Raw genomic sequence first — 19634 nt, 5'->3', positions numbered from 1 at the left:
CGGCCCGACACGGTGCGGCGCGCGGCTCGGTGCGGCCCGGCCCGGCCCGACACGGCGCGGCCCGACACGGCGCGGCGCGGTGCGGCGCGACACGGTGCGGCGCGACACGGTGCGGCTCGGAGCGGCTCGGCTCGTACGGCCCGACCAGCCGCGGCCCGGCCCCGGCACAGCGCAGCGACCCGACCGGCCCGAACCGCCCCGCGCTCAGCCCGGCAGCTCCCGCGGCCCCGGGCGCTCACCCCCGAAACGCAGCGCGAGGTCCGCCCGGACCCGCCGGTCCGACCGCTCCGCCAACCACCGCCGCCCACGCCCGGTCCGCGCGACGACCACCGACTCGACGAGGTTGCGCAGCACCTGCGACGGCACGATCCAGGGCAGCGACACCGGCAGCCCGAGGTCCCGCATCCCCTCGGCGCCCAGGAACAGTCGCAGCAGGGACAGCAACCGGCGCCGCCTCCAGCGTCCGCGCAGGCCGGGCCGCTCGTCACGGAGCCCCTCGACCAGCGCACCGGTCAGCCGGGCCCCGTTCGGCGTCACGTCACCCTGGGCCAGCAGCACGTGGTGGTTGAACGCGTTCTGGTCCCGCTCGGTGGCGAACAACCAGTCGTCGTCGACACCCATCAGCCACCCGATGTAGCGCCAGAGGTGCATGATCGCGGCGGCGTCGGCCCGGGGGACGTGCCTGCCGAGCAGCCGGCAGCCGAGGATCGCGGTGCTGTTGAACAGCCCGAGGGTGGCCGCCAGGTCGGACCGGTTGATCGGCAGCCCGTGCTCGGCGCTGTCCCAGCGGTCGCCCCGCTCGAAGCGGTCCGCCACGAGTGCGTGCATGGCCCGGACGTGCAGTGTCGCCCGCCAGCCCTCGCCGCCGCGGGCCATCCCGCCGGGCCGGCTCACCGCGAACCCCCACGCCTGGGTCTCGCCGAGCCGGCGCATCGCTCCGGCACCGGTCAGGCCGCCGGTGCGGACGAGCAGCTCGGTGGGGCCGCCGTAGCGGTAGCCGCCGATCAGCGACAGCCCGAGCAGCACGTCGTCCCGGCTGCGGCCGAGCCGCCGGTAGGCGCGCCCGCCGCGTTCGAGCAGGTCGGGATCGACCCAGTCCGGCTCGGGGGTGACGGCGGCGAAGAACTCCCGCAACGCCGGCGGCGCGTCGTCGTCCGGTCCACCGGCTTCCAGTGCCCGGTGGAACGCGCGCATGGTCACCCGCTCGGGATCGGCGCGGTCCCGCCCCATCGCGCGGGCCAGCGCGGCGCCGGTCTCGTCGCGGAGCAGCATCCGGCGGCCGAGCTCGTCGAGCAGCGCGGGATCGGGCTCGCGGACCCCGGCGACCAGCGCGAGCGGCCGGGCGATCCGCGCGTTGCGTTCCGGTGAGCTGCGGAAACGGCGGGGGTACACCGGGCTGATCGACGCCTCTGCCACCATGGACGCATGCTGACACGAGCAAGTGCTCGCGTTCAACGCGCGTACCGGGGCCCGGCGTGACCGGTCGCGGCGGGCGGCGGCGGGAGCCCCGCCAGGAGCGGTCGCGGCGGATGGTGGAACGGATCGTCGAGGCCGGCCGGGAGGTGCTGGTCACCCGCGGGTACGACGGCGCGTCGACCAACCGGATCGCGGCCGCCGCCGGCATCTCGCCGGGCTCGCTCTACCAGTACTTCCCGGGCAAGGACGCCGTGCTGGCCGAGGTGCTCGACCGGTACCTCGACGCGATGGAGGCTCGCGTCTCGCGCGCGTTCCTCGACGCCCTGGGCGGGTTGCACGCACCGGAGGCGGGCACCGCACCGGCCGTCCGGGCCACCCTGGAGGCGCTGCTCGACGCGTTCGCCGAGCAGCCCGACCTGGTCCGGGTGATCGCCGAGCAGCTGCCCCGGGCCCCCGGCGGCCGGCGGGCCGCGTTCGCCAGGCGGATCGACGACCTGGTCGCCACCGCCCTGCTCAGCCGCGGCGGCACCGACACCGGCACGGTGCGGGCGGCCGCCTGGACCGTGGTCCGCACGGTCGAGCACCTGACGACCAGCTACGTGCTGGAGTCCCCCGATCTCGACCGTGACGTCCTGCTCGACGAGCTGACCGCGCTCGTCTCCGGCTACCTGGACGCGCGGTGGAGCGGCGGCCGGGTCGCGTCCGACGGGCCGTCCTGACCGGGCTCGGTGGGCAGCCCGGCAGCGGCCCACGCCCGGAAGCCGCCGTCGATGTCGGTGGCCCGGTGCAGGCCGAGATCCTGCAGCGACGCCGCGGCCAGGCTGGAGCTGTACCCCTCGGAGCAGAACAGCACCCAGGTGACGTCGTGGTCGACGGCCTCCGGGATGCGCGCGTCGGACGTCGGATCGAGCCGCCACTCCAGGTGGTTGCGCTCGATCACCAGCGCACCCGGGACCGCGCCCTCCTCGACCCGCTGCCAGCCCGGCCGGGTGTCGACGAGCAGCGCCCCGTCCCGCGCGAGCTCCGCGGCCCGGTGCGGGCCGGGCCGGTCCAGCCGGGCCCTGGCCGCCGCGAGGAGGTCCCCGACCGACGTCATCCGACGCCCTGGCCGGGCCGGACCAGCTCGGTCCTGGTGCGGCGCAGCCGCTGGTGTCCCGCGGTGGCGGGGACGTCCTCGACGTCGTAGTACGACATCGCCGACAGCGGCGGCGAGTAGGCGTGCACGCTCACCGCGGGCTCCTCGGCGGTGTTCGCGACGTCGTGCACGTGGCCGAGCGGGAAGCCGGCGCCGCGGCCGTGCCGCAGGGTGCGGGTGCGCAGCCCGGACGGGCCGCTCCACCGGCGCTCGGTCAGCGACCCGGACACGACGGTCAGCGCGCCGAGCGATCCCGCGTGGTCGTGCAGCTCGGCGATCTGCTCGGTCGCCCAGGAGATCAGCCAGACGTCGCAGAACCCGTCGCTGCGCAGCAGCCGGTACCAGCGGCGGTCCGGATCGACGACGACCTCGTGCTGCCCGGCCCGCACCTCCGTGGCGATCAGGCGGGTCAGGTCGAGCAGGTCGTCGAGGTCGTACGGGGTGGGCGCGGTGACCGGCCGCGCGTGCACCGGCGCGGGCCGGGAGGCGGGTCGGACACGGGCAGGGCGGGACGCACGGACGGGCGCGGACACGGCAGGGCTCCAGGGGATCGGACGAGCGGGGAACGGATCCTCAGCTCGGGCGACAGCCCTGATCGAAGTGGTCGGCGCGACGGGTGCCCCAGAGGGGTCCGAGGGTCGCTGCCTGGCTCACGACACCGATGTCACCACACCGCAACATCCGCTTCAAGGAGCCGTCCGGCGGGCGGGACGCGACCGCACCCTGTCCGGACACCATGCCTGTGACCTGCGTGTTCGCCGTCACAGAAGCGGTGGCTCAGCTCTCGTCGGACATCCCGATGACGGTGTCCAGCCCGGAGAGCACCAGCGACCGGCGCGCCTGGCTCCCGGCCGGCGCGACCAGCGTCAGCGGCACCCCGTCGGTCCGCATCCGCCGGGCGACCTCGGACAGCAGCGCGATGCCGGCGCTGCTGACGAACGAGTCCGACGCCAGGTTCAGGGTCACCGGCAGCCCGCGGTCGAGGTGTTCGGCGAGCGGGCCGCGGATCGCGGCGACCCCGCTCGGGTCGAGATCGCCGATCACGGTGAGCCGCACCCCGTGCGCGTCCGGTGCGACGCGCAACCGGGTCCGTTCGGCGCGGCCGTCGTCGGCCGTGCCGGCGTCCCGGTCCGGCTCGGGCTCGCCCGCCACGAACTCCACCGGCGGCCTGGCACCGGGCGTCCCGACGTCGACCGGGGTGGCGGGCAACCGGAACCGCACCGTGGTGCCGGTGTCGGACGGCTCGATGACGACGTCCTCGGCCAGCTCCCGGATCAGCGCGATCCCGCGGCCCCGGTAGCCGGGATCGGCCGGCGCCGGGCGCCACCGGCCGCCGTCGGCGACCCGGACGGCGACCGAGCCGTCCGAGGCGACGGCGAGCTCCAGGTCGACCCCGGCGGCGGCGTCGACGTCGTCGGGCAGGTAGGCGTGCTCGATCGCGTTGGTGACGGCCTCGCCGACGGTCAGCTGCAGGTCGCTGACCGCGTCCGGCCCCATCCCGCAGGTCGCGGCCCAGCCGCCGACCGTGCGGCGCAGCGCGGCGAGCCGCTTCGGGTCGGCCTCGATCACCGTGCGCAGCGGTGCCGGCATCAGGCGGGCGACCACGACGACGGTGTCGTCGGGCACCGACGAGCCCTCCGACATCCGGTTCAGCAGCGGATCGGCCATGTCCCGGGGCTGCGCGTCGGCGAGCTCGCCGAACGCCTCGGTCAGCCTGGCCAGCCCGTCGTCGATCACCTCGTCGCGGCGCTCGAACAGCCCGTCCGAGCACAGCAGGATGGTCTCCCCCGGCTCGATCCGGTCGGTCGCCTCGGCGAACGGCGGCCGGCCCGAGATGCCCAGCGGCACGCCGCGTCCCTCGGACAGCATGCGCACCCCGCCCGGCCCGGCGACCAGCGGCGGCGGATGCCCGGCGCTGGCGTAGCGCAGCTCCCCGGTGCCGATGTCGACGAGCGCGACGGCCACCGTGCTGGCGGTCGCCCCGCGCACCCGCAGCGCGAACTGGTCGAGCTGTTCGAGGGCACCGGCCGGCGGCTGGCCGTTGACCAGGTTCGCCGCGACGGCGCTGCGCAGCTGCCCCATCACGGCGGCCGCGGACGGTCCCCGGCCGACGACGTCGCCGACCACCAGCGCGACGATGCCGTCGTCGAGGTCCAGCACGTCGAACCAGTCGCCGCCGGCCTCGGTCCCCTGGGTCCCGGGCCGGTAGCGGGTGGCCAGCGACAGCCGGTCGATGTCGGGCAGCTTCTGCGGCAGCAGGCTGCGCTGCAGGGTCACCGCGACCTCGTGCTCGGCCTGGTGCAGCTGGGCCCGCACGATCGCCTGCGCGCACTGGTTCGCCATGGTGCGCACGAAGCTCTGCATCTCCGGGGTGAACGTCGGCTCCTGCCCGAACCGCATGCCGAGCACGCCGATCGGCCGCGCCGCCACCATCAGCGGCACCGCCGTGTGCACCGGGTAGCGCCGCACCTCGGACATGTCCTGGGCGTTCCAGATCGGCTCGCCGCCGCTGACCGCCCGGCTGAGCGGGTGGTTGCGCGCCGGGGTGCGCATCGGCGGCCCGTTGTCCGGCCAGCCCGCCTCGCCGAGCAGCGCGAGCACCCCGTTGTCGTCGATCACCAGCAGCGCGACGGACTCCGCGCCGATCGAGCTCCGCCCGTGCTCGACGACGACCGCCGCGACCGAGTCCAGATCGGTCGCCCTGGCCAGGCCGGTCGCGACCGCACCGAGCCGCTCGGCGAGCCGCCGGGCCTCGGTCTCGGCGTCCAGCATGGACGCGCGGTCGAGCGCCTGCGCGGTCAGCTCGGCGACCGCGAGGGCGGCCTCCCGGTCCCCCTCGGACAGGGTGCGCTCGGCGAGCATCGACACGGCGAGGACGCCGAGGGTCCGGCCGCCGGCGACCAGCGGAAGGTAGCCGAGGGTCTGCGAGTTGTCCGGGGCGACGCCGATCTGCGCCGGATAGCGGGCCGCCCACTCCCGGGCGGCGGAGAACCAGAGCGGTTCGCGGTCGGCGAGCACGTCGGCGAACGCCATCGGCGCGTCCACCCGGATCCGGCCGGCCCGGCGCCACATCTCGCGGTCCCAGCCGTGGCCGGTGAGCGCCTGCAGCCACTTACCGCGGACCTCCCACAGGCCGGCGTAGTCGGCGTCGAGCAGGTCGACGATGTGGTCGGCGGCGATGGCCGCGACCTCCCCGGCGGTGGCCGCCGCGGACATCTTCGCGGTCGCCCGGTGCAGCAGGCCGAGCCGCTGCGCCGAGGACCGTTCCTGCTCCAGCAGCCGTGCGTTGTCGATCGCGAGCCCGGCCCGGCGACCGATCTCGGACAGCAGGTCCAGGTCGTCGGCGGTGTAGGGGGCGGCGTCGGGCTCGGTGCGGACCGCGGTGAGCACCGCGCTGGTCCGGCCGCGCGCGGGCAGCGGGACGACCATCGCGGAGCGGACCCGCAGCCTGCCCCAGGCGCGGCGCTGCGCGGTGGGCAGCCCGGCCAGGACCTCGTCGAGCCGGTCCGCGGTGATGATCTCCGGACGACCGGTCGGCACCAGCGGGCCCAGCCGGCGCAGCGACGGTTCCAGCGCGGCCCGGTCGGCGGCGACCGCGAGCGTCAGGCCGTCCTCGGCGGCCTCGGCGTCGTGCACCAGCGCGACCTCGGCCAGCCGGTCGTCGACGACGGCGCGGACCAGCTGGTCGGTGCGCCCGGTCCGGGTGATCTCCCGCTCCAGCGACTCGGCGACCTCGGAGTAGATCCGGTGCCTGCGCTGCTCCCGGTGCTGGACGTCGATGTCCAGGCAGCCGCCGACGTACCCGGCCGACCGTTCGCCGTCCCGGACCGGGGCGCCGCGGTCGAGCACCCAGCGGTACCGCTCGGTCCGGTCCAGCAGCCGGTACTCGACCTCGAACGGGGCGTGCGCGCGGGCGGCGGCCTCGGTGACCGAGCGGTACCGGTCGCGGTCGTCCGGGTGGATGCGGCGCCGCCAGTCCAGCCCGAGTTCGTTGGACGGGTCGTCGACGCCGGTGAAGTCGAGCCATCCGCGGTTCACGAACAGCCGGTGCCCGCCCGGGTCGTCGACCCAGATCAGCGCGGGCGTGGAGTCGGCCATCGCGCGGAACTGCAGCTCGGCGGCCCGGCGGACCCGGCCGAGCTGCAGGTGGTTGGTGACCCGGGCCAGCAGCTCGCGGGCCGAGAACGGCCGCACGAGGTAGTCGTCGGCGCCCGCCGCGAAGCCCTCGACGGCGGCCTCCTCGCCGGCCCGCGAGGACAGCAGCACCACCGGCACGCCGACCGTCCGCGGATCGGACCGCAGCGCCCGCAGCAGTTCGATGCCGCCGCTCGCGGGCAGCGCCGCGTCCGCGACGACCAGGTCGGGCGGGTCGGTGCGGGCCGCGTCCAGCGCGGCCGCGCCGTCCGCGACGACCTGCACGGTCCATCGTTCGGCGAGCAGGTCCCGCAGGTAGCCGCGCATCTCCCGGTCGTCGTCGACGACCAGCACCCGGTCGCGGCGCTCCAGGTCCAGCCCGTCGACGACGGTCCCGTCCACGGACCGGCCGCGGGCCGGGGCGAGGCCGTCCGCCGGGTCGGCGCCGTCCGGCGGATCGGGCAGCCAGCGCAGCGCCTCCGCCACGTACGGGCCGGCCAGCCGCGGGGTGGCGCGGGAACCGGTCCGGGACCGGACCAGCCGGTCCTGGGCCAGGTGCGCGAACCCGAGCGGGAGCCGGACGGTGAACGTGCTGCCGGCACCGGACGAGCTGTCGACGCCGATGCTGCCGCCGTGCAGCCGGACCAGCTGCCGGATCAGCGGCAGCCCGAGCCCGCTGCCCTCGCTGGTCCGCCCGCGGGCCCGGCCGGGGCGGCGGCGGCGCTCGAACACGGTCTCGATCTCGTCGGGCGGGATCCCGGCGCCGGTGTCGGCGACCTGCAGCACGACCTGCTCGCCGTCCTGGCCGAGCTCGACCCGCACCCCGCCCGCGACGGTGTACTTGACGGCGTTGCTGAGCAGGTTGAGGACGATCTTCTCCCAGGCGTCCCGGTCCACCCAGACCGGCCGGCCGGCGGGCGGGCAGTCCACGGTCAGCTCCAGGCCGGCCCGCTCGAGGACCGGGGCGAACGCCGCGACGAGCTCCGCCGTGGTCGAGCCGAGGTCGGTCGGCGCGAAGGTGCCCTCCTGCCTGCCGGAGTGCAGCGCCGAGGCGTCCAGCAGGCCGTCGACGAGCTTGAGCATCCGCTGGGCGTTGCGCTGGGCGATGTCGACCTGGGCGCGGACCGCATGGTCGGGATGGCCGCGCAGCCGTTCCAGCGGTCCGAGGACCAGGGTCAGCGGGTCCCGGAACTCGTCGCCGAGGCCGGCGTAGTAGTCGGCGCGGGTGTGCTGCTCGGTGCTGATGTCCTCGCGCCGGTCGCGTTCGCGGTCCCGGGCGAGGGCCGCGGTGAGGACGGTGCCGATGTGCCCGACGACGAGCCGCAGGAACGCGCGCTGCGGCTCGTCGAGCGGCAGCAGCGGCGGGACGCCGACCACCACGGCGATCCCGGTGGCCCCGTCCGGGGTGTGCATGACGGCGCGGGCGAGCTCGGTCACCGTCCCGTCGGCCGCGGACACCGGCGCGCCGGTGACGAACTCGACGGCCGGACCGGCGTCCGGGCCCCGGTCGGCGGGCAGCCAGTCGTCCGGCGGTGCGGCCACCCGGACCGTGGTGAGCGTCCGCGGTTCCGGGCCGGGGACGGCGACGACCGCGCAGGCCACGTCCTCGGCGGCGTCGCCGAGCGCCGCCTGCAGCCGTTCGACGGCGAGGTCCATCGTCGGGGAGTCGCGGGCGACCTCGCCGAGCGCGGCGAGCACCGCCATCCGGCGCGACGCCACGACGCTCCCGGTGGCCTCGGTGGTCAGCGTGATCAGCCCGCGGACGTCGCCGTCGGGCCCGCGCACCGGCGTCGCCGAGTAGTTCCACCAGGTGGCCTCCGGACGGCCCCACCGGTTCAGGACGATCCTGTCGTCGGCCCGGTAGATGCCCTCCCGGCCGCCGGCCAGCAGCTCCGACAGCTCACCGGCGAGATGCTCGGTGATCTCCGGCCAGCCCTCCCGCAGCGGGCGGCCGAAGGCGTAGGGATGCCGCAGCCCGGAGTGCTCGATGAACACGTCGTTGTAGAGCAGCACCAGCTCCGGGCCCCACCACACGACGAGCGCCTGCCGGCTCTCCAGCATGAACCGGACCGAGTCCTCCAGCTCGCGGTCCCAGCCCGATCGCGGGCCGAGCGGGGTCGCCGACCAGTCGGTGGTCTCCAGCAGGGTGCGCACCGGGACGGCGGCGTCGACCGCCTGATCGTCGGACCTGGTCACCGTGCGCGCCACCTCGTTCGCCGTTGCTGCGCCCACGATTCCACCATCCGGCGGCCCGCGGCGCCCCCGGGAGCGGTCAGGCCCGCGAGCCGCGGTGCGCGTCGCGGTGCTCGCCCAGCCACCGCCGCAGATCCGACAGCGGCCGGTCCCGGCCGGGCTCGTGGTAGATCTCGTGCCAGAAGTCCTTGTACCAGCGCACCGTGGTGTCCGGCGAGCCGCTCGACTCGTCGAGCGTGCGGGTGCCCGCCGGGTCGGTGAGCCGGTCGGCGGTGCCGTGCTGCACCAGCAGCGGCAGCCGCAGCTCGGCCGCCCGGGACGGGAGGGTGTCCATCGTCGCGTAGACGGCGGCACCCAGTGCCAGGGTCGGCTTGCCGTGGTGGACCAGCGGATCGGCGTGGTAGTCGGCGACCACCGCCGGATCGGAGCTGATCGCCGCGGTGTCGATCCCGACCGGGCGCACCGTGGGCAGCACCCGGGACACCAGGGACAGCACCGGGACGAGCACCGCCGGGACGGCGTCCGAGGCCAGCGCGGGCGCCGAGAGCGCGAGGCCGGCCAGCCGGTTCTGGTGCCGCAGCGCGTAGGCCAGCGCGATCTGCCCGCCCAGGCTGTGCCCCAGCAGGAACACCGGGAGCCCCGGGTGCCGGGCGACGATCTCCCGCCGGAACGTCTCGAAGTCCTGCAGCAGGTCGTCGTAACGACGGACGTGCACCCGGGTCCCGCCGGAGCGGCCGTGCCCGCGGTGGTCGAGCCCGTACACCGCCCAGCCGTCCGGGAGCAGCGTGTCGACGACGGTGCCGTAGCGGCCGGAGTGCTCGCCGATGCCGTGGCTGATCAGCAGCACGCCGGACGGGTCGCCGTCGGGCAGCCAGCCCTGCCAGAACAGCTCGATCCCGCCGACGCCGGGCAACCGGCCCTGCACGTCCGGCTCGCCGGTCACGACGCCGTCACGTCCTGCTCGACGTCACCGCCCGCGGGGACCTCGACATCGGTCCCGGAGACGGCGTCGCCGGTGCCCGCGACGAGCCGGTACCGGCCGGGGTCCAGGTCGGTGAGCCGGAAGGTGCCGTCCGGGCCGGTGCGGGCCTCGGCGACCGGGTCGCCGTCCTGCTCCAGGGCGACCGGGACGCCGGCGGCCGGTCCGGCGGCCGTCAGCACCGTGCCGCGCACGGTGGCCGAGCGGCGCAGCCGCACCGTGACCGCGACGGCGGTGTCGGCCACCGAGACGGCGGCGACGCCGGGGCGGTGCCCGTCCAGGCGTGCGACGACGGCGAACTCGCCCGCCCCCGGCGCCGGGACCCGGGCGATGCCGTCGGAGCCGGTGACGGCGGATCCGGCCGGGGTACCCGCCCGGTCCCGGAGTTCGACGGCGGCACCGGCGAGTGCGGCGTCGTCCGGTCCGAGGACCCGGATCTCGACGTCCTGCGGTGCGGTCCCGGGGACGACCACCTCCGGCGCGGGGCCGGGCCGGCGCACGGTGAGCGCCACGTCCTCGGTCCGCTCCTCGGTGCGGTCGGCGACCGGCGCCGAGGGAGTCGACGGGGCTGCCGTGCTCACGGCGCTGACGGTGCTCACGGTCGGGGAGACCTCCGGTTCGGGTGCCGGCGTCGCGGGCCGCGGCGCGGGATCGGCCGCGGGCGGCGGCTCCGGACGGTCGGTGACCGGGCGGGTGGAGCGCAGCAGCCGCGGGGCCGGCCGGGGCGGCGGTTCGGGATTGTCGCCGGACTCCCGGTGGCCGGTGGCGGCCAGCCCGATGCTGGCGATCCGGGCCTCGGAGACCTGCGCCCGCTCGGCGGCGCCCGCCTGCTCGGGCACCCGGCTGCTCCAGCTCGGCTGGCCGGTGATCCGGTCCCGGGCCTCGCGGAACTCGCGCTCGGTGTCCGGGCTCGCCGCGCCGCGCAGGACCGGGCGCTCCGCAGGCACCGCGGTGACCCGCTTGACCAGGTCCGGATCCACCGGGGAGCGCTGGTCGGAGCGGATCGGGGCGGGTGCGCCGGTCGGTGTGGGGCCGGCCTGCAGGGACCGCTCGGGGCTCGCGGGCTGCTCGGGCTCCCCGGCCAGCTCGGCCCGGTCGGTCTGCCCGGCCTGCTCCGCCCGGTCGGCCCGGTCGGCATGCTCGGACTGCTCGGCCCGGTCAGCATGCTCGGACTGCTCGGCCCGGTCGGACTGCCCGGCCTGCTCGGTCTGCCCGGCCTGCTCGGCCCGGTCGGAGTGCTCGGCCGCCTCGGCGTCGTCGGCAGGCTCGCCCCGGTCGGCCGGCTCGGCTGTGTCGGCCGGCTCGGCTGTGTCGGCCGGCTCGGCCGGCTCGGCCCGGTCGGCTGAATCGGTCGGCTCGGTCGCCTCGGCCGCGTCGGACTGCTCGGCCCCGAGTGCCTGCTCAGCACCGTCGGCCCGCTCAGCCCGGTCGACCAGCTCGGCTGAATCGGCCGCCTCGGCCGCGTCGGGCCGCTCGACCCCGAGTGCCTGCTCAGCACCGTCGGCCCGCTCAGCCCGGTCGACCTGCTCGGCTGAATCGGTTGCCTCGGCCGCGGCAGCCCCGCCGGTCTGCTCCGCCTGGCCGGTCAGCTCGGCCTGCTCGATCTCTCCGGCACCGGCGCCCACCTCGGTCACGTCGGCGGTAGCGGCCTCGACAGCCCCGCCGGTCGCGGCTGCACCGGCGGAGGTCCCGCCGGTCGCGCCGGACCCGGAGCCCCCGGTTGACTCTGCGAACTCAGTGGACTCAGCGGCCCCAGTGGGCCCGACGAACCCGGCGGACGCAGCGGCCTCGTCCGACCCGTCGGACGACCCGGTCCGGTTCCCCGGACCTGCCGCCGTCACCGCCGCTGCGGCCGCGGCCGCAGCCACCGCCCCACCGGCGAACGCGGCCCCACGACCGGCACCGTCACCCGAGCCGGCGCCCTCGGCCGGGGCGGCCTCGTCAGCGGGCGCAGCAGCACCCTCCGGAGCCGCACCACCCGAGCCGGCCGCGTCATCCGGCGCAGCACCGGCGTCCACCACAGCAGCGTCACCCGACGCACCAGCAGCGCCCGACGCACCAGCAGCGCCCGACACACCAGCAGCGCCCGACCCAGCAGCAGCGCCCGACACACCAGCAGCGGCCGGTCCAGCAGCAGCGTCCGACCCAGCAGCGGTGTCCGGACCAGCAGCAGTGTCCGGCTCGGCAGCGGCGCGGGAATCCGGGGCCGCGACGGCATGCCGCCCCGCCACCCCACGCCCGAAGTCGATCGGCTCCGCGCCGTCGTCGTCGACCGGCGCCCGCCCCGCGGTGACCGCGTCGACCTCCACCTCCGGCACCGACGCGTTCGGGTCCTGCCCCACGGCGTGGTCCCAGGCCTCCCCGGAGCCTGCCGGGTCGAGGTCCTCGGGCCCGGGCCGGTCGCCGCGGGCCGCACGGAACGCCGCGATCGAGGCGAGCCCCCCGGCGGTCGGCGTCGGAGCCACGGAGGTGTCCGGGGCGCCGTCCGGGGCGCTGTCCGGAGTGCTGTCCGGAATGCTGATGTCCGGCGCCGAGCTGTCCGGTCCCGGCCCGTCGGTCCCGGTCCGGGGCCGCTCCACCGGGCGCCTGCGGACGATCGGCGTCGGGGCCGGCACCCGCCGGGTCGGTGCGGTCGGCGGATCGACCGGCTCCACCGGCTTGCCGTCCTTGAACCCGCGGGACCACGGCGGGCCGACCGGCCCGGCGCTCACGTCCGGGGTGATCCGCGGCTCGGCGGAGCGGACCTCGGGGATCCGGTCGGTGGCCGCGTCCTCCGCGTCCTCGGCGTCCTCCGCCGGGTCGCCCGCGGCGTCGGTGATGTCCGGCGCGGACGACACGGTGACCCCGAGCGGCCCGAGCGCGGGCCGCGGCGCCGCGCGGCGGACCGGCTCCGGTTCGACCGGACCGTCGTCGCCGGGCAGCGGATCCCCGGCGGCCGGATCGGCCGCGACCGGGTCGGCCGCGATCGGCTCCGACGGCACGGGCTCCACCGCCGGCCCGGGGGCCGGCTCCGGCTCGGGAGCGACGGTGTCGTCGAGCCCGCGGGCCCGGCGATCGACCAGGTCCGCGACGGTGCGCGGCCGCGCCCCGTCGTCGTGCGACGTCGGGTCGTCGTCCCGGCCCCGCCCCCACCGCAGGAACGCTGCGATCCCGACGGCCACCAGCACCACCACCAACAGCCCCAGCAGGGCCCACGTCGACATCTGGAGATCCTCCTGCCGGACACCATGCACCGGTCCCACGACACGGTCGAACCGGGGAGGCCCGGCGCCGCGTCGGGTACCTGCGGCTCCGGTGACCCGGTCGGCATGTCCGGCGACGCACCGTAGCACCGTCGGCCGCACGTCCGGTGCGGCTGAACCCCGCCCGCGTGTCGGTGTCGGCGCTGGTGGGACCACCGCCCGCGCCGGGATCGGCTGCATCGGTCAGGATCTTCCCCATGACCCGCGACCCGGTGGACCCCGAGCTCGCCGAGATCGCCGACGCGCACGGCGTCGCGACCTCGTATCTCGACGGCACCCGCACCGAGCGGCCGATCGACGCGGCCGTCGTGCGGGACGTGCTGGGCCTGCTGGAGGTGGACGTCTCCGGGCCGGACGCGCAGCGGGTCGCGCTGGCCGCGGCCCGCGAGCGGGCGCCGCTGCCGGCGACGATCGGGCACCGCACCGACCGGTCCCGGCCGCTGCCCGGCCGGGGCGGGCTGACCGCCGTCGACGGTGACGCGGCGGGGCGGACCTCCGATGTGGACGGCGAGCTGCCGGCCGGGCTGGAGCCGGGCCGCTACCTGCTGGAGACCGACGCCGGACGGTCGACGGTCGTCGTCGCACCGCCGTCGCTGCCCGACCCGCCCCGGACGTGGGGCTGGATGCTGCAGCTCTACGCCCTGCACTCGCGGCACTCCTGGGGCATCGGCGACCTCGGCGACCTGACCGACCTGGTGCGCGGCGGGCACGGCGCCGGGGCGGTGCTGCTCAACCCGCTGCACGCGATCACCCCGGTGCCGCCGGTGCAGCCCTCGCCGTACATGCCGTCGTCGCGCCGCTACACCACCCCGTTGACGCTGCGGATCACCGACCTGCCCGCCTACGCGGCCGCCGATCCGGCCACCCGTGCCGAGGTCGACGCGCTGCGCCCGGAGACCACCGGCGACCGGATCGAGCACGACCGGGTGTGGATGGCGAAGCGTTCTGCGCTGGAGGCGCTGTGGCGCGGCGCGGGGCATCCCGACGGCGGATCCGATCCGGACCTCACGAGCTTCGCCACCTTCTGCGCGCTGGCCGAACGCCACGGCGGCCGCTGGTCCCGCTGGCCCGCGGACCTGCGCCGCCCGGACGCCCCCGGGATCGCTGCCGCGCAGCGCGCGCTGGCGCCGCGGATCGCGTTCCACACCTGGGTGCAGCGGCAGGCGCAGGCCCAGCTCTCCGCGGTCCGCGCCGCGGCCCGGGACGCCGGGATGCCGGTCGGCGTCATCCACGACCTGGCCGTCGGCTGCGACCCGGAGGGCGCCGACGCCTGGATGTGGCAGGACGTGCTGGCCCTGAACGCCTCGGTCGGCGCCCCGCCGGACGCGTTCAACCAGCGCGGGCAGAGCTGGGGTCTCCCCCCGTGGCGGCCGGACCGGCTGTCCGACACCGGTTTCGCCGCGTTCGGCGACATGGTGCGGGCGCTGCTGCAGCACGCCGACGGGCTGCGGATCGACCACGTGATGGGCCTGTGGCGACTGTGGTGGGTACCGGCGGGCGAGACCGCCGACCGCGGCACCTACGTGCACTACGACGCCGACGCGATGCTGGCGGTGCTGCTGCTGGAGGCGCACCGGGCCGGTGCGCTGGTGGTCGGCGAGGATCTCGGCACGGTGATCCCGCGGATCCGCGACGACATGGCCGAGCGCAACCTGCTCGGCTCGACGGTGCTGTGGTTCTCCCGCGATCCCGATCCGGTGACCGGCGGCGACGACGGCCCGCTGCGCCGACCGTCGCGCTGGCCGGAGCGCTCGGTCGCGACGATCTCCACGCACGACCTGCCGACCGCACCCGGTTTCCTGCGCGGCGAGCACGTGCGGGTGCGCGCGGAGCTGGACCTGCTCGACGACCCGCGCGCCGAGGAGGCGAAGGCCGGCGCCGAACGCGACGAGCTGCTCGCCCTGCTCGCCGCGGAGGGGTTGCTGCCGTCGCCGGACGTGACCGACGAGGACGAGATCGTCGTCGCGCTGCACGGCCTGCTCGCCGCGGCGCCGTCGAGGCTGGTGCTGGCGTCGTTCTACGACGTCCTCGGCGAGCCACGGCAGCCGAACCTGCCCGGCACCCTCGACGAGTACCCGAACTGGCGGATCCCGCTGCCGGTGACGCTCGAGGAGGCGCTGGCCGACGACCGCGTCCGCCGGGTCGCCGAGGTCCTCCGCGGGCGGTGAGCCGGGCCTGGCAGGATGCCGCCCCGATGACCGCACACAGTCCCACGGACCGCGGCGACGTCGAGCCGTCGGCCGTCGATCTCGTCCGCGCCGACGGTACCGCCGGTGCGCTGTGGCAGGCCTGGACCACCGGCGAGCGGCTCGCGGCGCTGCCCGAGCTGCTGCGGCCGCGCACCCTCGCCGAGGGGTTCGCCGCGCAGCGCCGGCTCTCCGAGCGGGCCGGGCCGTCGTACGGCTGGAAGCTGGCCGCCACCGCGACGGCCGGTCAGGCCCACATCGGGGTCGACGCGCCGCTGCCCGGCATCCTGTTCGAACGGTTCCGGCACGCCCCCGGCGACGTCGTCCCGTCGGACGACCTGCACATGGCCGTCGCCGAGGCCGAGTTCGCGTTCCGGCTGGGTGCCGACGTCGACGCCGGCGCGTCCCGGGCGCAGCTGCGAGCCGCGGTCGCCGCCGTGCACTGCGCGGTGGAGCTGCCGGAGTCCCGGTTCGACGACTTCGTCGCCGCCGGCGCGCCGTCGCTGCTGGCCGACGCCGCCTGTGCCGGCCGGTTCGTGCTCGGCCCGGAGATCGACGGCGCGCTCGATCTCGACCTGGCCGCGACGCCGACCTCGCTGCAGGTGGACGACGAGATCGCCACCGGCTCCGGCGCGGCCGTACTGGGCGACCCGTGGACGGCGCTGGGCTGGCTCGCCGACGCGCTCCCGCAGTACGGCCCGGGGCTGGTCGCCGGGGCCCTGGTGACCACCGGCACCACGACCACGCCGGTCCGCACCAGGCCCGGGGCGCGGATCCGGGCCGCGTTCGGCGCCGGGGGCGCGCTCGGGACCGTCGAGTTCACCCTGGCCGGACAGCCGGCCTGATCAGCGCACGACGTGCAGCGCGCCCGCCGCGCAGCGCACCCGCACCGCGGTGCCCGCCGCGACGTCGGACAGCTCGCCGTCGATCTGCACCGGCATCGGCCCGCACGTGGTGAAGCCGAACTCGCGGGTGGCGGGCTGGCGGCCGAGGCCGCGCACCGCCGCGCGCACCGCGATCGCCAGCTGCCGCCACTTCGGACGGTGCTCGAGCAGGATCACCTCGAACCGGCCGTCGTCGGGCCTGCTGGTCTCGCTGAGCTCGGCGACCTTCGCCATCTCGCCGATGTTCGCGAACACCAGGTTGTCGATCCGCCGCCGGTCACCGGCGGCGAACTCGACCTCGAACGGGGTGAACGCCCAGAACGAGCGCACCGTCGTGACGATCTCGCGCAGCGTGCCCTTGCCGCCCTTCTCGATCTGCAGCGCGACCACCGGCGTCAGCCCGAACCCGATGTAGGAGTGCGCGTAGTGCGGCGGATCGTCGCCGCGGTGCAGCTCCAGCAGGTCCATCGGCTCGGTACGGCCGTCCAGCACGGCCTCGGCCAGCGGGCGGCGGCTGGTGACGCGGTCGTGGTCGTTGGCGTTCCCGGCGGCCAGCACGGCCGCGGCCGCCCCGGTCCCCGGCACGTCCATGATCCCGTTGACGACCTCGTTGTAGCCGCCGTCGCCGCTGGCGGACACGATCAGCGGCCGCCCCGGCCCGGACGCGGCCTCCCGGGCGATCTCCCGGGCGTGCCCGGCGTACTCGGTCGGGCGCAGCCGGACGGGCAGCTCCGGCCGGGCCTCGGCGAGCTCGTCGCGGAGGGCTTCGGCGAGCACGTCGGCGTCGCCGGTACTGCCCGGGTTGAACACGAGCAGGACGGAATCGATGGGCTCGGCCACACCGCACACCGTAGCCAGGTGCAACGCCGCGACGGCTGCGGCACGCTCGCCGGTATGGATCTGCAACTGGCCGGGCGGCGGGCGATCGTGACCGGCGGGAGCCGCGGCATCGGACTGGCGACGGCCCGGGCGCTGGCCGCCGAGGGTGCGCGGGTGGCGCTGGTGGCCCGCGACCCGGACCGGCTCGCCGCTGCGGCCGCATCACTGCGCGACGCCGCCGCCCCCGAGATCATCACCGTGTCCGCCGACAGCGACGACGACGCCGCGGTCCGCGCCGCAGTCGGCACCGTCGTGGACCGGTTCGGCGGGATCGACGTGCTGGTGAACGCCGCCGCCCGGCCGGCGGGCTCGGCACCCCCGCCGAACCTGGGATCACTCACCGACGACGCGGTGCGCGCCGAGCTGGAGACGAAGCTGCTCGGCTACCTGCGTTTCGCCCGCGCCGTGGCGCCGCTGATGACGGCGCAGGGCTGGGGCCGGATCGTGAACGTGAGCGGGCTGAACGCCCGGAAGTCGAGCACGCTGGTCGGCTCGGTGCGCAACGTGGCCGTCGCCTCGATGACGGCGGCGCTCGCCGCGGAGCTCGGCCCGCACGGGGTGAACGTGACCGTGGTGCATCCCGGCTTCACCGAGACCGAGCGGACCCCGGCACTGGTCGACGCCCGGGCGGCCGCCCTCGGCACCGATCCGGCGACCGCCCGCGCCGGCCTGGACGCGACGACCACCATCGGCCGCATCACCACCGCCGCTGAGGTCGCCGACGTCATCACCTTCCTGTGCTCCCCGCGTTCGGTCGCGATCAACGGCGACGCGGTCGCCGCGGGCGGCGGGACCCCGGGCGTCACCCACTACTGAACGGCGCGCGCGATGGCACGATGGGTGGATGGACGCGACCCGCGTGGACCGCTGGCTGTGGTCGGTGCGCCTGGCGAAGACCCGCGCCGACGCCGCGACGGCCTGCCGCGGCGGGCACGTGCGGATCAACGACCGGCCGGCGAAACCGGCCGCCCCGGTGCGGGTCGGTGACCGGGTCCGGGCCCGCGTGCACGACCGCAACCGGATCGTCGAGGTCACCCGGGTGATCGAGAAGCGGGTCGGCGCACCGATCGCCCAGGAGTGCTACGTCGACCACACCCCGGTCGAGCCGACCGGCCCGGGGATCCCGGTGTTCGCGCGCCGCGACCGCGGGGCGGGGCGGCCGACGAAGCGGGACCGCCGGATGCTCGACCAGCTCGGTGTGGCACGGCGGACTCCGTAGCGGCGCACCGCACCCGTCCTGTGAGGATGGGGCCATGTACGACGCCCTGATGCGCACCGTCCTGCGGCACGTCCCGTCCGAACCCGCCCACCGTGCCGGGTTCGCCCTCGTCCGGGCCGTCGGCGGGGCACCTGCGGTCGGGCCGCGGGTCGCCGGGCGGCTCGCGCCCGCCGATCCGGTGCTGCGCACCCGCGCGCTCGGGCTCGACTTCGCCGGCCCGCTCGGTCTGGCCGCGGGCTTCGACAAGGACGCGCGGGGCGTGCTGGCGCTGGGCCGGCTCGGTTTCGGCGCGGTCGAGATCGGCACCGTGACCGGACGCCCGCAGCCGGGCAACCCGAAGCCGCGCCTGTTCCGGCTCGTCGAGGACCGGGCCCTGGTGAACCGGCTGGGCTTCAACAACGCCGGTGCCGCCGACGTCGCACCCCGGCTGGCCGCGCTCCGGGCCCGCCCGGTCGCCGGGCTGCCGGTACTCGGGGTGAACATCGGCAAGAGCAAGGCGGTCCCCGCCGACGACGCCGCCGCCGACTACCGGGCGAGCGCGGCCGCGCTGGGCGGCTACGCCGACTACGTCGTGGTCAACGTCAGCTCGCCGAACACACCGGGCCTGCGGGACCTCCAGCAGGTCGAGGCGCTGGAGCCGCTGCTGACCGCGGTCCGCGAGGAGCTCGACCGGGTCACCGGTGACCGCCGGGTGCCGCTGTTGGTGAAGATCACCGTCGACCTCAGCGACGACGACGTGGACGCGGTCGCGGCCCTCGCCGTCCGCCTGGGGTTGGACGGGGTGGTCGCCACGAACACCACCGTCTCCCGGGACGGGCTGCGCACCCCGGCCGACGCGGTCGCCGCGCTCGGTGCCGGTGGGCTCTCCGGGCGCCCGCTGGCGGAGCGCGCGCAGGCGGTGGTCGGACGGCTGCGGGCCCGGCTCGACGAGGGCCAGACCATCATCTCGGTCGGCGGGATCGAGGACGCCGAGGGCGCCTACCGGCGGATCCGGGCCGGTGCGGCGCTGGTGCAGGCCTACACCGGGTTCGTCTACGGCGGGCTGCTGTGGCCCTCGCGGCTGCACCGGGAGCTCGCGGCGCTGCTGCGTGCGGACGGCTTCACCGACGTCGCTCAGGCGGTCGGCGTCGACGCTCCCTGACCCGGGTCCGAGGAGCGCAACGGGCCCCGCCGCGGTTCCCGCGCTCCCCGGCCCGCACCGCGGCCGGCGGTGCGCCACCGCCGAGATGGGCCTCAGCGCGCCCATCCCGCCCCGGCAACGACACTGGACGACATCTCGCGCGCGGCCCCGGAACGCAGAAATGCCCCGGACCGAAGTCCGGGGCATCCCCACAAAAAAAGTTGAATGTCGGCAGCGACCTACTCTC

The 19634-nt window shown here is 76.5% G+C and carries 13 protein-coding genes; 6 read left to right on the top strand and 7 right to left on the bottom strand.

Annotation, left to right across the window (positions count from 1 at the left end; genetic code table 11):
• Positions 1–204: 204 nt before the first annotated feature.
• Entirely contained in the window at positions 205–1419 is a 1215-nt protein-coding gene (locus ABD160_RS17685; RefSeq protein ID WP_344023797.1) for an oxygenase MpaB family protein, read from the bottom strand.
• A 56-nt stretch (positions 1420–1475) separates the two neighbouring features.
• Between ABD160_RS17685 and ABD160_RS17680 the strand changes: the two genes are divergently transcribed.
• Positions 1476–2135 (top strand): TetR/AcrR family transcriptional regulator, encoded by a 660-nt coding sequence (locus ABD160_RS17680; RefSeq protein ID WP_344023795.1) that lies wholly within the window; start codon positions 1476–1478, stop codon positions 2133–2135.
• Here the strand turns inward: ABD160_RS17680 and ABD160_RS17675 are convergent.
• The 5 genes from ABD160_RS17675 to ABD160_RS17655 form a co-directional block, all read right to left on the bottom strand.
• The gene (locus tag ABD160_RS17675) at positions 2081–2512 is read right to left on the bottom strand and encodes a rhodanese-like domain-containing protein (RefSeq protein ID WP_344023793.1); all 432 of its coding nucleotides are present in this window, start codon (positions 2510–2512) and stop codon (positions 2081–2083) included. The two genes, ABD160_RS17680 and ABD160_RS17675, sit on opposite strands and share 55 nt — an antisense overlap.
• On the bottom strand, positions 2509–3021 hold the full coding sequence (locus ABD160_RS17670; protein WP_344023791.1) for a cysteine dioxygenase: 513 nt from the start codon (positions 3019–3021) through the stop codon (positions 2509–2511). The genes ABD160_RS17675 and ABD160_RS17670 overlap by 4 nt, the downstream gene beginning before the upstream one ends.
• Before the next feature lie 307 nt (positions 3022–3328).
• Positions 3329–8917 (bottom strand): SpoIIE family protein phosphatase, encoded by a 5589-nt coding sequence (locus ABD160_RS17665; protein ID WP_344023789.1) that lies wholly within the window; start codon positions 8915–8917, stop codon positions 3329–3331.
• Positions 8918–8957: 40 nt separating this feature from the next.
• Positions 8958–9821, bottom strand: coding sequence for an alpha/beta hydrolase (locus ABD160_RS17660; protein WP_344023787.1), 864 nt, complete (start codon positions 9819–9821; stop codon positions 8958–8960).
• Positions 9818–13060, bottom strand: a complete 3243-nt coding sequence (locus tag ABD160_RS17655) for a carboxypeptidase regulatory-like domain-containing protein (protein WP_344023786.1) — start codon at positions 13058–13060, stop codon at positions 9818–9820. Before ABD160_RS17655 ends, ABD160_RS17660 begins: the two co-directional genes overlap by 4 nt.
• A 236-nt stretch (positions 13061–13296) precedes the next feature.
• On the opposite strand from ABD160_RS17655, the gene malQ reads away from it, so the two are divergent.
• Both malQ and ABD160_RS17645 read left to right on the top strand, forming a co-directional pair.
• Entirely contained in the window at positions 13297–15267 is a 1971-nt protein-coding gene (gene malQ, locus ABD160_RS17650; protein ID WP_344023784.1) for a 4-alpha-glucanotransferase, read from the top strand.
• Between the two features lie 26 nt (positions 15268–15293).
• Positions 15294–16130 (top strand): 2-keto-4-pentenoate hydratase, encoded by an 837-nt coding sequence (locus ABD160_RS17645; RefSeq protein WP_344023782.1) that lies wholly within the window; start codon positions 15294–15296, stop codon positions 16128–16130.
• On the opposite strand, the gene ABD160_RS17640 is transcribed toward ABD160_RS17645, so the two are convergent.
• Positions 16131–17009: a diacylglycerol/lipid kinase family protein gene (locus tag ABD160_RS17640; RefSeq protein ID WP_344023780.1), complete on the bottom strand. Its 879-nt coding sequence runs from the start codon at positions 17007–17009 to the stop codon at positions 16131–16133.
• 54 nt (positions 17010–17063) lie between these two features.
• On the opposite strand from ABD160_RS17640, the gene ABD160_RS17635 reads away from it, so the two are divergent.
• The 3 genes from ABD160_RS17635 to ABD160_RS17625 are packed head-to-tail and all read left to right on the top strand — an operon-like array spanning position 17064 to position 19408.
• Positions 17064–17864 (top strand): SDR family NAD(P)-dependent oxidoreductase, encoded by an 801-nt coding sequence (locus tag ABD160_RS17635; protein ID WP_344023778.1) that lies wholly within the window; start codon positions 17064–17066, stop codon positions 17862–17864.
• Positions 17865–17892: 28 nt separating this feature from the next.
• Positions 17893–18267 carry an RNA-binding S4 domain-containing protein gene (locus tag ABD160_RS17630; protein WP_344023776.1) on the top strand — a complete coding sequence of 125 codons (375 nt, stop codon included), beginning with the start codon at positions 17893–17895 and terminating at the stop codon, positions 18265–18267.
• Between the two features lie 34 nt (positions 18268–18301).
• Entirely contained in the window at positions 18302–19408 is a 1107-nt protein-coding gene (locus ABD160_RS17625) for a quinone-dependent dihydroorotate dehydrogenase (RefSeq protein ID WP_344023774.1), read from the top strand.
• The last annotated feature ends 226 nt before the right edge of the window (positions 19409–19634 follow it).

Source organism: Pseudonocardia kongjuensis (genome assembly GCF_039526905.1).
In the GTDB taxonomy this organism is placed as follows: Bacteria; Actinomycetota; Actinomycetes; order Mycobacteriales; family Pseudonocardiaceae; genus Pseudonocardia; species Pseudonocardia kongjuensis.
This window is presented reverse-complemented; position numbering and strand designations above follow the sequence as displayed.

Coding starts and splice junctions, on each gene's coding strand:
- ABD160_RS17625 (WP_344023774.1), top strand. CDS start 18,302: ATGTACGACGCCCTGATGCGCACCGTCCTGCGGCACGTCCCGTCCGAA.
- malQ (WP_344023784.1), top strand. CDS start 13,297: ATGACCCGCGACCCGGTGGACCCCGAGCTCGCCGAGATCGCCGACGCG.
- ABD160_RS17675 (WP_344023793.1), bottom strand. CDS start 2,512: ATGACGTCGGTCGGGGACCTCCTCGCGGCGGCCAGGGCCCGGCTGGAC.
- ABD160_RS17645 (WP_344023782.1), top strand. CDS start 15,294: ATGACCGCACACAGTCCCACGGACCGCGGCGACGTCGAGCCGTCGGCC.
- ABD160_RS17630 (WP_344023776.1), top strand. CDS start 17,893: ATGGACGCGACCCGCGTGGACCGCTGGCTGTGGTCGGTGCGCCTGGCG.
- ABD160_RS17685 (WP_344023797.1), bottom strand. CDS start 1,419: ATGGTGGCAGAGGCGTCGATCAGCCCGGTGTACCCCCGCCGTTTCCGC.
- ABD160_RS17655 (WP_344023786.1), bottom strand. CDS start 13,060: ATGTCGACGTGGGCCCTGCTGGGGCTGTTGGTGGTGGTGCTGGTGGCC.
- ABD160_RS17635 (WP_344023778.1), top strand. CDS start 17,064: ATGGATCTGCAACTGGCCGGGCGGCGGGCGATCGTGACCGGCGGGAGC.